The 13,048-nt window shown below is 43.7% G+C and carries 10 protein-coding genes; 4 read left to right on the top strand and 6 right to left on the bottom strand.

Annotated elements, in window-relative coordinates:
* Window positions 1–394: 394 nt before the first annotated feature.
* The 3 genes from G3R49_RS13420 to G3R49_RS13410 all read right to left on the bottom strand — a co-directional run bounded on the left by G3R49_RS13420 (window position 395) and on the right by G3R49_RS13410 (window position 2,589).
* The gene (locus G3R49_RS13420) at window positions 395–829 is read right to left on the bottom strand and encodes an acyl-CoA thioesterase (protein ID WP_130602719.1); all 435 of its coding nucleotides are present in this window, start codon (window positions 827–829) and stop codon (window positions 395–397) included.
* A 412-nt stretch (window positions 830–1,241) separates the two neighbouring features.
* Window positions 1,242–1,802 (bottom strand): phosphoglycerate mutase family protein, encoded by a 561-nt coding sequence (locus tag G3R49_RS13415; protein ID WP_167870013.1) that lies wholly within the window; start codon window positions 1,800–1,802, stop codon window positions 1,242–1,244.
* 67 nt (window positions 1,803–1,869) lie between these two features.
* On the bottom strand, window positions 1,870–2,589 hold the full coding sequence (locus G3R49_RS13410; RefSeq protein WP_130602723.1) for an SIMPL domain-containing protein: 720 nt from the start codon (window positions 2,587–2,589) through the stop codon (window positions 1,870–1,872).
* 206 nt (window positions 2,590–2,795) lie between these two features.
* Between G3R49_RS13410 and G3R49_RS13405 the strand changes: the two genes are divergently transcribed.
* Window positions 2,796–3,998, top strand: coding sequence for an HD-GYP domain-containing protein (locus G3R49_RS13405; protein WP_167870012.1), 1,203 nt, complete (start codon window positions 2,796–2,798; stop codon window positions 3,996–3,998).
* Window positions 3,999–4,094: 96 nt separating this feature from the next.
* Here G3R49_RS13405 and G3R49_RS13400 read toward each other — a convergent pair whose 3' ends face one another.
* From G3R49_RS13400 to G3R49_RS13390, 3 genes are all read right to left on the bottom strand, one after another.
* Window positions 4,095–4,409 carry a multidrug efflux SMR transporter gene (locus G3R49_RS13400; protein WP_167870011.1) on the bottom strand — a complete coding sequence of 105 codons (315 nt, stop codon included), beginning with the start codon at window positions 4,407–4,409 and terminating at the stop codon, window positions 4,095–4,097.
* 215 nt (window positions 4,410–4,624) lie between these two features.
* Complete coding sequence (locus tag G3R49_RS13395) at window positions 4,625–5,692, bottom strand: 3-deoxy-7-phosphoheptulonate synthase (protein WP_167870010.1); 1,068 nt, start codon at window positions 5,690–5,692, stop codon at window positions 4,625–4,627.
* A 275-nt stretch (window positions 5,693–5,967) separates the two neighbouring features.
* Complete coding sequence (locus G3R49_RS13390) at window positions 5,968–6,780, bottom strand: pyruvate, water dikinase regulatory protein (RefSeq protein WP_167870009.1); 813 nt, start codon at window positions 6,778–6,780, stop codon at window positions 5,968–5,970.
* A gap of 125 nt (window positions 6,781–6,905) precedes the next feature.
* Here G3R49_RS13390 and ppsA point away from each other — a divergent pair, with 125 nt between their 5' ends.
* The 3 genes from ppsA to G3R49_RS13375 all read left to right on the top strand — a co-directional run bounded on the left by ppsA (window position 6,906) and on the right by G3R49_RS13375 (window position 12,985).
* On the top strand, window positions 6,906–9,275 hold the full coding sequence (gene ppsA, locus G3R49_RS13385; protein ID WP_167870008.1) for a phosphoenolpyruvate synthase: 2,370 nt from the start codon (window positions 6,906–6,908) through the stop codon (window positions 9,273–9,275).
* A 162-nt stretch (window positions 9,276–9,437) separates the two neighbouring features.
* On the top strand, window positions 9,438–12,503 hold the full coding sequence (locus G3R49_RS13380; RefSeq protein ID WP_167870007.1) for an FAD-binding and (Fe-S)-binding domain-containing protein: 3,066 nt from the start codon (window positions 9,438–9,440) through the stop codon (window positions 12,501–12,503).
* Between the two features lie 8 nt (window positions 12,504–12,511).
* Complete coding sequence (locus G3R49_RS13375; RefSeq protein WP_167870006.1) at window positions 12,512–12,985, top strand: DUF1285 domain-containing protein; 474 nt, start codon at window positions 12,512–12,514, stop codon at window positions 12,983–12,985.
* Window positions 12,986–13,048: the final 63 nt, after the last annotated feature.

Below are 13,048 nucleotides of genomic sequence, written 5' to 3'. Positions count from 1 at the left end.
CTTATTATTTTTTGCGTGCTCGTGAAGATAACTTCAATGTAGCAAATGGTGGTTGCACATTCTATGACTAAAAATGAATATAAGCTGAAAAATGAGCTAAATAGAAGTGTTATTAGACTTAGGTCTAATGCTGAAAAAGCAGAATAATCACAATAGCTTAGTTTTACTGCATCTGAAGTCACTTCCATAATGGTAAACTAAGTTCAAGATGTGGCCGTAACTTTACGTGGTTAAGCTTAGAAAAGCTTTTGCGTTGAAGTGGCAGTGATCCAAAGAAGCTTTGGTTTAAAAAGAATGTCCGCAGAGCACGGACATTCCCCATTATTGGCCGCTTCGCACAGTGGTAATGGGCTTTACCTAGACGTAGCTTCACTTAGATAGTGGTAAACCTTAATTAGAGTTTAACTGGCCAAACTTGAGTCGGCTGACGGTTTTCGTCGACTGCTACAAAGGTGAATACGCCGCGAATAGCGTGCTCGCGGTGCTCTGTGTACATATCCTCTACGTAAATATTGACTTCAACTTTTAGTGAGGTGTTACCCACATGGATCACACGAGCAATCAGCTCCGCTAGCGTACCGGCAGGGATCGCCTTTTTAAAATCAATCTTGTCCGAACTCACTGTTACCAGCGACTTACGACAAAACCGGGTCGCAGCAATGAACGCAGTTTCGTCCATCCATGCAAGCGCATCTCCGCCAAATAGGGTGTTATGGTGATTGGTGTTTGAAGGAAAAATCGCCTTAATGACGCGGGCTTCTGATTGCTCAATTCGCTGTTGAATTTCTGGTGTTAAGTAAGACTGATCGCTTGGCGCTTGAGAAGACATAAATACAACCTAGAGTTATGAACGACTGCAACACGTCTGAGGTACTCAGACGCAGGGCATGGATAGAAAAAGCGCAGATTATAAATGCTTCTTAGTTGTTTTTCACGGCTGTTTTATCTGGACCTACCTTACTCAAGCAACTTGGGCCTGTTGATCTTTCAAGATTATTTTTGCAGCTGCTTGTTGGAAATTTATACAAGGCAACGACTTTTATGTGTGGTTATTCCACATGAGTAAGTCGTTAACACAGTAGAAATGACAACAAGCGCTGCCGGAACGGTTCGTTTAAAAGCACTTTTCTCTGCGTTGCGAGCCACTTGTTTAGTCGACTAAACTGCATAGCTCGCGTCTTGATTAAAGTGTTTTTAATTCGAACAAATTCTAATCAGCAAAGATCAACAGGCCCTAGGTATTAGTAGCGCAGGATTTTGCTACTTACTATTGTGGGCGAGTGTGCATTCTCGGTTTGTTGCATTGCAGGAGGTGATAAATGAATCACGTAAAATCGGTTGAACTCGGTTTTATCATCGATTGGCATACCCGGTTTTGCCCCAAGCAATTTTGCAAGCTCATGGGTGGTATTACTGTGACCTACAACCAAGTGTTTTCCTGGCATAGCTGATAATTTCGTTGCAAATTCGCTCAAGGCTCGAGGGTTGTATTGCTGAATGACGAGTCCCTGTAATCGCGCCGCAGGCGTAGCGGTATGAATGGTGCGCTGGTAGTTTGTGCTGTATACCGAGGTGAGCTTTACATCTTTAAAAAGCGTGGCGAGAGTCTGTGCTCTTTTCTCGCCGGCTATAGTAAGCAGCGGGTCGCGTCCAGGTTGTTTTTCACCGTGGCGAACTAAATAAACTGTGGTCGTCGCCTCATCGTGCGTTAACTCATTTATTGGTAGGGCTGCGTTGGCGTGGCTATTGATAAGCGTCATCGCCACAGTCAAAGCCGCGCAGCATACTTTCATGATGTTCATTTATGTCTTTACTTATTCGCCATTAATTTATTCGCATACTCACGTCTTCACTTCTTCATTTGGCCACTTAGTCAGCTAGATAATATTCAACAGTTGATACCACACGTACACGTTTAATGTGAGGCGTGTTTTTATCACGGTTGCTAATACTAAATTGACCTTGTCGAGCACGTTTAATTTTTCCGAGTTGGCTGTCTGAGTCGGTGGCAAATTTTTGCGCGACAATACGTGCGTTCTTAGTAGACTCTTCTACCATTTGCGGCTTTACATCATTAAGTTTGCTAAATATATATTCGATACGCATGTCGTAATTATTTTGCGCAAACACAATACCTTGTTTACCTAACTGACTAAGTTGACTGATCGCTGCTCGGGCGACATCAATTTGCTGAGTGTACACGGTGATGGTTTGCAGTGCCGTATAACGAAATTCAGTTGGTCCGCCGTTACCATATTGCTGAGCAAGTTTATCGTTAACCGATGGTGGCGAAATAGTCACGCTTGCTTCTGGCAGTCCCTGAGCTAATAGAAACTGCTTAACTTGCTGACTTTGCTTATCTATTTGTAAGTATATGGCGTCGAGATCGTTGCTTGCTGCCGTGAATTGAATTGGCCAAATCACAGTATCAGCAGCAAACTCTTGCTCTGCTAATCCTTTAACAGTAACGGTACGATCAAGCAGCTTGTAATTAATTGCTGTTTGTTGGATTTGGTAACCAAATGCGACGATTGCTGCAAAAAACAAGCAACCAAAGATAGTTGCGCTAGACTTTGATGATGAAGTCATTTTTCGCCCTCGGTAATGATCAAGTTGATAGAAAAGGTGTCATTGATTAGACCATAATTATTTAGCTTTGATAACTATGAAGTGCGTTTGCTTGATAAGTGTTGTGTCAGCAACCCTCTTTGAAAGAGTTATTTAGTGCTGAGTTAACAGTATTTGCCCCAAATTAGTTGCCTACTATTTAATGGCTGTTGTACAAGGATGTATCTATGGACGCAATAATTCCTCAAGTTTATAGCTCAAGTCCAGTCGCCTACTGGCGTAGGCAGATTTTCAGCCGTGTGTTTCGTATTATCGCCGTACTTTGCATACCCGTTTATTTAACCAGTGTCTATTTATCTGTTGTGCTTGGTTTATGGAGCATGGTGGTGCTAGATACCGTGGTTTATAGCATGTTCTTGCTCGCTATCTACCTTCCTAAGTTACCCGATAAGCAAAGGTATTTAATTGGTTGTAGTGTTGGTTATATCATCGGTATTGGCTTTACAGTAGTTATTGGCCCTTCGGGTGCTGGGTTATTTTGGTTGTTCTGTTTCCCCATTCTTGCCGTGTTACTCCTTGGTAAAAATGCCGGAGCCAACGCGTTGTATATCAATGGTTTTACATTGGCAATTGTTGGTATGGTGTATCACTTGGGCTATACCAAATGGCCAGAAACGGTTGGCTATGACATTTTTATTTACGTTGTCGTAATGATTAATTTTATGGTGACTAATGCTATTTGTACTCTGATGGCGGGATTCATTTTGAGGCACGTTGAAGAGAGACTTGGGCAGCAAGCCTTGACCAGTAAGCTGTTGTGTTTGGCGCTCGCAAAATCTGCTGAGTATCAGGATCCATTTTTATATGGGCATGTACTTCGTGTAGAGCAATATATTGATATCCTCTCAAAGGAAATTTTGCAGTCCAAACAATGCCCTGATGAATTTACTCATGAGATAGTCGAAGACTTGCGTTGTGCCTGTATGCTCCATGATGTGGGGAATATTGATGTAAACCAACAGTTTTTATTGAAAGCTGGCCGAGTTAACGCTGATGAGTTTGAGGAACTAAAAGCTCACACGATAACAGGTTGTGAATTTATTAAACAATTACAGGCATATGGACAAGGTTCAGAGATTATGGCTCTAGCCAGGCAATTAAGTCGCTCTCATCATGAAAACTGGGACGGCTCAGGTTACCCTGACGGTATTAACGGTGCTCATATTCCTTTTGCTGCAAGAGTCTTACGTGTATGCGATGCCTACGATGCCATGACGTCTCCTCGGCATTACAAGAGTGCCAGTAGCCATAAGGAAGCGGTTTATCAATTGGTTAAAGGTAAATCGGTGCAATTCGATCCATTAGTGATTGAACACTTTTTAAAAGTTGAGCAGCGATTTGAGCAAGTAAACAAAGGGCAGCATCACTAGAGTATTAGTCATTAGATGACTAACTTGGAGCTCTAAAGTGTGCTAGCAAGAATATTCACATACTCGAGTTGATAGACATAAGTTGCTACTTGTTGGTTAGCTACTAAGTTTTAAACCGATGACGCCAAGCACTATTAAACATAGGCTAATGCACTTTAACAGCGTAAATGACTCGCCAAAGTAAATAACACCGACTATCGCGCTGCCACAAAGCCCAATTGCCACCCAGATTGCATACGCGATACTCAGTGGCAGTTGTTTCATCGAATATGCAAGCAAACAAAAGCTAACCACGAGTGCAATAACTGTAATAGATGAGGTCAATGGTTTGCTTAGACCGTTTGATAGCTTTAAGCCAACAGCCCAAATTATTTCAAATAAACCTGCGAGGATCAGCGCCGTCAAATACATGATCAGTTTCCTAATATGTTTGGGCCGTCCCAAGGTGAAGGTGAGCGGTGAGGTCGTCCTCACTTCATGTGCGAGTTAGGGTTATTTGCTTAACCCTAAAATTGTGAACAATGACATCGGCGGTTGACGATATTATTGTTTGCAATAAAAAACACTTAAGGCGAAAACCTTAAGTGTCTATCACTTATTTACCTACCACTTTAGCAACGAGTTGCTTATTTAGCAGCGAGCTTTTGCATACGCTCTCTTGAAGCCTGAGCAAGCTTGCGCAGCAAAGCTTCTGAATCTTGCCAGTGCAAGCAAGCGTCAGTAATACTTTTACCGAAGGTAAGTGGTTTGCCTGCTTCGACTTTTTGGTTACCTTCCTCGATAAAGCTTTCAGCCATAATACCTGCGATTGCGGTAGAGCCATTTCGCATTTGCTCCATAATGCTATCTGCTACACTTAGCTGATTCTTATGGATTTTTTGGCTATTGCCATGACTAAAATCTACCACCATACGCTCGGTTACACCCACTTTTTCAAGTTTAGCGCGAGCATCTTCAATATCTGCCGCGTGATAATTAGGCTTGCTACCGCCACGCAAAATTATGTGACCATACGGGTTGCCGTGAGTGCGGTAAACTGCCATTGCACCGTCTTTATCTGGCGAGTAGAAGATATGTGGAGCTTGTGCCGCACGTACCGCATCAACCGCAATCTTGATATTGCCGTCAGTACCGTTTTTAAAGCCTACTGGGCACGATAGAGCAGAAGCCATTTCGCGGTGGATCTGACTTTCAGTGGTACGTGCGCCAATTGCGCCCCAAGTAATAAGGTCGGCAATATACTGACCATTCACCATGTCTAAAAACTCAGTGGCGATTGGCAGTTTTAACTCGGTAATTTGCTGCAGCAGGTGGCGAGCAAGGCGTAGCCCTTTGTTTGGGCTAAAGCTGCCGTCGAGATCTGGATCTGAAATCAAACCTTTCCAGCCCACAATTGTGCGAGGCTTTTCAAAATACACCCGCATCAAAATACATAAGTCATCCTTTAACTCATGATGAAGCTTGGCTAAGCGCTGCGCGTATTCGAGTGCCGCTTCTGTATCGTGAATTGAGCAAGGGCCTACAATAACTAACAGGCGTTGGTCTTTGCCTTCAATGATGGCTTCAACCTGGCGACGCTGCTCAACGAGATAATCAGCCGCATCTTGAGTCAGTGGGTATTCTGAGGCGAGTTGCGCTGGAGAGATGACCTTACATAAAAGTGATGTACGTAGTTCGTCTGTCTTAATTGTCATTCATTCTACCAATAAAAAAGGGTGATGCTTTTAACATCATATTGCTCTGGATTATAACTAATACAGCCAAGTTAAACACCGCTAAAAGCTCAATAAGCGATGCATTTTGTAAAGAAAAAATGGTTATTTGATAGAAGTAACGCTTATTTCGTGCAAATTGGTAAAAAAATAGCCAGTACAAAAGGTACTGGCTAGATGATTCGTTATTGAATTACAGCATGGGTAATTAATTATTGCTTACACTAGTGCTTATGAATTCAATACGCTTGTTAGCATTAGAACATGTGACGCTCAAGTCCAGTTACATCAATAATCTTGGCGGCAATCTCTTCGACCGAATGATTGGTCGTATTAACAAAAGGAATTTTCTCTTTCTTGTACATCATTTCTACTTCTTTGACTTCAATACGGCATTGGCGTAATGACGAGTAGCGGCTGTTTTCCAATCGACTTTGACGAATTTCATGCAAACGCTGCGGATCAATAGTTAAGCCAAATAGCTTCTTTTTATTGCGCTTAAGCTCAGGTGGTAGCTTTAAATTGTCCATATCGTCTTCTGTAAATGGATAATTCGCTGCTTTAATACCAAACTGCATAGATAGGTACAGACTTGAAGGAGTTTTACCGCAGCGGGATACGCCAAGTAAAATGATGTCAGCTTTATCCATGTTCTTCATGGTTTGGCCATCATCATTATCTAAGGTGTAATTAATGGCGTCGATACGGTTTTCGTAAGATTGATTGGCTTTACCGTGTGTGCGGTTGATCACAGGTTCAGCTTTTATACCGAGTTGTTGTTCGAGTGGCGAAACAAAGGTGTTCAAAAAATCGTAATCAAGGGCTTCGCTGGCGAAAATAATGTCGCGAATTTCCTGATTGACGATGGAATGGAACACAATCGGTCTAACCTCTGTTGTAAAAAAACAATCGTTGATTTGCTGTTTTACTTTTTCTGCTTTGGTTGTGCTGTCGACAAATGGAATCGTAAGTGCTTCAAATTCAACTGGAAACTGTGACAGAACTGCATGGCCAAAAACTTCTGCAGTGATTGCGGTTCCGTCGGAAATATAAAATACTTTTGGTGTCATTTCGGTCTCTTGTAGTAATAAAATTACAAATAAAATTATACATTTACGCTTGCTGAGTGGCAGTGTAGAATGCCGCTGCCCTCGTGTGAAGTGGCCATTGAAATTAAACTTGCGGAGAGATAACTGTGCAGCAATACATACTCTGGTATCAAGAATTAGGTATGGGTGATGTTAACAAGGTAGGCGGTAAGAACGCTTCTCTTGGTGAAATGATCAGTAACCTTGCCAATGCTGGTGTTCAAGTACCTGGCGGGTTTGCTACAACATCACATGCGTTTAACGAGTTTCTTGAACAAAGTGGTGTTAACCAGAAGATTTTCGACATTCTAGAAACATTGGATGTAGACGACGTAAATGAATTAGCGAAAGTTGGTGCACAGATCAGACAATGGGTTATCGAAACCCCGTTCCAACCAGAACTAGAAGCAGCCATCCGCGAAGCTTATGACAAGCTATCAAGCGAGACTCAAGATGCATCGTTTGCCGTTCGCTCATCAGCAACTGCAGAAGACATGCCTGACGCGTCTTTCGCCGGTCAACAAGAAACTTTCCTAAACGTGAAAGGTTACGATGCTGTATTACTTGCGATTAAGCATGTATTTGCATCGTTATTTAACGATCGAGCAATCTCTTACCGTGTTCACCAAGGTTATGAGCACCAAGGTGTAGCGTTATCAGCAGGTATCCAGCGCATGGTGCGCTCTGATAAAGCATCATCTGGTGTAATGTTCACCATGGACACTGAGTCTGGCAACAATGACGTAGTATTTATTACTTCATCATTTGGTCTAGGTGAGATGGTTGTACAAGGTGCGGTGAACCCAGATGAGTTCTACGTACACAAACCAATTTTAGCGCAAGGGCACAAAGCCGTTGTGCGCCGTAATATCGGCAGCAAGTTAATCCAAATGGTGTACTCAGATGATGAGTCACATGGTAAGCAAGTTAAGATTGAAGACGTTGCGCCAGAAATGCGCCGCGAATTCTCTATCAATGACGAAGAAGTTCAAGAGCTAGCTAAGCAAGCTTGTATCATCGAGAAGCACTACGGTCGTCCAATGGACATCGAGTGGGCTAAAGACGGTAATGATGGCAAGCTTTACATCGTTCAAGCACGTCCAGAGACTGTTCGTAGCCGTGAAGATGTGCAGCTAATTGAACGCTACCACCTGAAAACTAAAGGTGAAGTAGTAAGCGAAGGTCGCGCAATCGGTCATAAGATTGGTAGCGGCGTAGCGAAAGTTCTAGCTTCAATTGATGATATGGACCAAATCCAGCCAGGTGACGTACTTGTTACTGACATGACTGACCCAGACTGGGAGCCAATCATGAAGCGCGCTAGCGCGATTGTTACTAATCGTGGCGGCCGTACTTGTCACGCGGCGATTATCGCTCGTGAGCTAGGTGTTCCAGCTGTTGTGGGTTGTGGCGATGTCACAGACCAAATTAAGAGCGGTCAAGTTGTGACTGTATCTTGTGCAGAAGGTGACACTGGTTTCATCTATGACGGTAAGCAAGAGTTTGATGTGGTTACTAACCGCGTTGACGCACTGCCAGATCTACCAATGAAGATCATGATGAATGTAGGTAACCCTGACCGTGCATTTGACTTTGCTCGTCTGCCAAACGAAGGTGTGGGTCTTGCTCGCCTTGAGTTCATCATTAACCGCATGATCGGTATTCACCCGAAAGCATTGCTTGAGTTCAACGAGCAAAGCGCTGAGCTACAACAAGAAATCAACGATATGATCGCAGGTTATGCATCACCAGTTGAATACTATGTTGAGCGCCTAGTTGAAGGTATCGCCTCTATCGGTAGCGCATTCTATCCGAAGAAAGTTATCGTACGTATGTCAGACTTTAAGTCTAACGAGTACGCTAACCTAGTTGGTGGTGAGCACTATGAGCCGGAAGAAGAAAACCCAATGCTTGGTTTCCGTGGTGCTAGCCGTTATATCTCTGAGTCGTTCCGCGACTGTTTCGCACTAGAGTGTGAAGCAATCAAGCGTGTGCGTAACGAGATGGGTCTGAAGAATGTTGAAATTATGATCCCATTTGTGCGTACGCTTGATGAAGCGCGTCAAGTAATCGAGCTACTTAAAGAGCAAGGTTTAGAGCGTGGTAAAGACGGTTTACGCGTGATTATGATGTGTGAGCTACCTTCAAATGCACTGCTTGCAGAGCAGTTCCTTGAGTACTTCGATGGTTTCTCTATCGGCTCAAACGACTTAACTCAGCTAACACTCGGTCTTGACCGTGATTCAGGTATCATCAGCCACCTGTTTGATGAGCGTAACGAAGCGGTTAAAGCATTGCTATCTATGGCAATTAAAGCTGCTAAAGCTAAAGGTGCTTACGTTGGTATTTGTGGTCAAGGTCCATCGGATCACGCTGACTTTGCAGCATGGTTAGTAGAGCAAGGTATCGACACAGTATCACTTAACCCAGATACAGTAATTGATACTTGGTTATACCTAGCTGAAGAGCACGCATAAGCTAAGTTTGTAAAACGAAGCTTAATAAAGTTGCGCTGATAAAATTGCTCAGCGAGTCACACAATCGCGATAACGCAATTTGATCAAGTTATTAAAAAGCCGCTTTTTAGCGGCTTTTTTTTGTTTATAATGGCTGTCATAAATCGATAACAACAGTGCGCCATGTTACCTCTACTATCACACCAGCAAACCTTAGAACCTGTCTACTTATCGTTTCTCGATGAGTTAGCCCAAAGTGCCTTTGAGGGCGATATCGACTCACGCTATAGCGCCCGTATGGTGCAAGCGACGGACAACTCAGTTTATCAATTTTTGCCTCAGGCGGTGATTTACCCAGCTCATCAACAAGACATTGAGCTGTTACTGAGCCTAGCGGCAACTGAGCGTTTTAAGCAGGTAACATTTAGTGCCCGTGGCGGCGGAACAGGTACCAATGGTCAGTCTCTGACACATGGACTGATTGTTGATGTATCACGCTACATGAATAAGGTGCTTGAGGTTAACGCGAAAGAAGGGTGGGCAAGGGTACAAACTGGCGTGGTGAAAGATGCGCTGAATGATGCGCTGCGTCCACATGGCTTCTTTTTTAGCCCTGATCTATCAACGTCAAATCGCGCAACTGTTGGCGGTATGATCAACACTGATGCATCAGGAGCGGGGTCATTAGTTTATGGTAAAACCTCTGATCATGTTCTCGGGCTAACCAGTGTACTAGTTGATGGCTCGGTATTATCGACTGAGCCCGTTGCCAAGGCTGATATTCGCTCAGAACCGCAAAACCTCGTTGATCAGCTTACCAAACAAGTGGCGGATGCTTGTGAGGATAAACGCGGGCAAATCTTATCTCAGTTTCCTGATTTAAACCGCTTTCTCACTGGTTATGATTTAAAACATGTGTGGAATGATGAGCTATCTCAGTTTGATTTATCCCGTATTTTAACTGGCAGTGAAGGCACATTAGCCGTTATTACCGAAGCTAAGCTAAACCTTACGCCGCTGCCGAAACAAAGGGTGATGGTTAACATTAAGTACGACTCGTTTGAGTCAGCATTGCGTCATGCGCCGTCATTGGTTGCTGCTAAAGCAACCGTGGTTGAGACTATCGACTCCAAAGTACTTAACCTTGCCCGAGAAGATATCATTTGGCATTCAGTATCAGAGCTGATCAGCGATGTACCTAATAAGACGATTGAAGGTCTTAACATGGTCGAGTTTGCTGGTGACGAGCAAGATGTTGAGGCGAGACTCGCAGCGCTAGAAACTACCTTGTCGAAGCAACTTGAAAATCAGCAATATGGCCTGGTTGGCTTTCAAATAACCAAAGATAAATCTAGCATTACTCAAATTTACGCCATGCGTAAAAAAGCGGTTGGTTTACTTGGTGCAGTAAAAGGTCGCCGCAAACCATTAGCGTTTGCGGAAGATACCGCAGTACCGCCTGAGAACCTTGCTGACTTCATCATGGAGTTTCGCGCATTACTAGATTCTCACAACTTACAATATGGCATGTTCGGTCACGTAGATGCTGGTGTGTTGCATGTAAGGCCTGCGCTGGATATGTGCGATCCACAAGATGAAAGGCTGTTAAAGACCATCTCAGATGAGGTTGCCGCGCTCACGCTTAAATATGGCGGGTTGATGTGGGGCGAACACGGCAAAGGCGTGCGTGGTGAGTATGGGCCAGATGTGTTTGGCGATGAGCTATTTGCCTTGCTTGAACAAATTAAAGGCTGGTTCGACCCTGATAATCGCTTAAATCCCGGTAAGTTAGTGTCGCCGCCGGGTTTTGGCCCGATGCAATTTAATGTTGATAGCGTCAAACGCGGCACTTTTGACAGACAAATACCGGTAAATGTGCGCGAAGCTTATCCTGATGTGATGAACTGCAATGGTAACGGGCTTTGTTTTAACTACAGTCATTACTCACCAATGTGCCCATCATTTAAGGCAACAGGCGATCGTATTCACTCACCGAAAGGGCGAGCAGGGCTGATGCGCGAGTGGCTACGTTTGCTTGAAGCCGAAGGCGTTGATGTACTAGAACTTGCCAAATCTAAGCCGCTCGGCATGATGCAGCGGATTCAAAACAGTCTGCGCAGTGACCGAGATTATGATTACTCTCATGAAGTGATGGAATCGCTCAAGGGGTGTTTGGCATGTAAGGCTTGTTCGAGTCAGTGCCCGGTAAAGGTGGATGTACCTAAATTTAGGGCGCAGTTCTTTGATATTTACTACAAGCGATATATGCGCCCGGCAAAAGACTATTTAGTTGGCGGCATTGAAGACTCATTACCACTCATGGCTGCAATGCCAAAAATCACTAACTTTGCATCGCAAAATAGCTTAAGCAAATGGCTGATTAAAAAGTCCATTGGTTACGTAGACTCGCCATTACTGTCAGTGCCGACCCTAAAACAGCGCTTAGATGGTCATGCTAGCCGTGGTTATGATTTAGAGGACTTGCAAGCACTAACTGAAGAGCAAAGAGCGCAGCACGTGCTTGTTGTTCAAGACCCATTTAATAGTTTTTATGATGCAGGGTTAGTGTACCGTTTTATTCAATTAGTTGAAAAGCTTGGGTTAAAACCCGTTTTACTGCCATATAAGCCAAATGGCAAACCAGCGCACATTAAAGGCTTTTTGGCTAAGTTTGCCAAGATGGCAAAAGACAGTGCTGACTTTTTAAATCAAGTACACCAACTTGGTATGCCGATGGTGGGGTTAGATCCTGCTTTAGTGCTGTGTTATCGCGACGAATATCAGCAAATACTGGGTGACAAACGCGGTGATTTTGAAGTGTTACTGCCAAACGAGTGGCTTGTCGATGTGGTGGCAAAGCAGCTAGAAAATGGTTCGCCAAGTGAACTATCCAGTGAAGAAAGCGAGTCTAAACTGCACTTTACTTGGTATAGCCACTGCACTGAGTCAACGGCTAAACCTAATACCGCAAAAGAGTGGCAAGCTATTTTCAAACACTTTGGTGCTCAGCTTGAAACCGTGAACCTAGGTTGTTGCGGTATGGCAGGGACTTACGGCCATGAAGTTGATAACCTTGAACGCTCTAAAGCCTTGTACGAAATGTCGTGGAAGGAGCAAATTAAGCAGCAGGCAGATAAAGGACAGATATTAGTGTCTGGTTACTCATGCCGCAGCCAGGTTAAGCGCTTTGATGGATTTAAGCCTAAACATCCAATTGAAGCCATACTAGAGCTAGTGACTCAAGACTAAGGGTTCAAATGACTCAAGGCTCAAATGACAAGTTCGATCAAAGGACTGATAATCAGCATGATGTAGGTGAGCAGCTTAACTCACTGACTAAAGTGGCTTTATGTAGTGATGAAGTGCTGTTTACTATTCAGGCGAACGGTGACTGGCTTTATCGCAATGAACCACTGCCGAACAAGTTTGCCCGTATGTTCAGTCAAATTCTTTGCTGTGAGCAAGGTGAGTTTTACTTAATTACGCCAGTTGAGAAAGTCAGAGTTGAGGTGCAAGCTTATCCGCTGCTTGCCGTCGATTTTGACTCATCGGTCAATGACAAAGGTTTATTTACACTTACCACTAACTTAGATACCCAATTCACGGTTAAGCCTCAAGATATTACTGTGACAGATGATGCTATTGTTGCCAACGCAGAAAGAGGGTTATCTATTCAGTTTAATCGCGCGAGTTACTATCGCTACATTAATGAAATTTTATCTATCGACTAAATTTAGTGTGGTTTTCGTATAGACTTATATTAACGCGCGTACAAGTTTCACTCTAACCAGAAG

Source organism: Shewanella sp. WXL01 (genome assembly GCF_012263345.1).
GTDB classification, from domain to species: Bacteria; Pseudomonadota; Gammaproteobacteria; order Enterobacterales; family Shewanellaceae; genus Shewanella; species Shewanella maritima.
The sequence above is the reverse complement of the archived record's forward strand: the minus strand, read 5'-3'. Positions and strand labels throughout refer to the sequence as shown.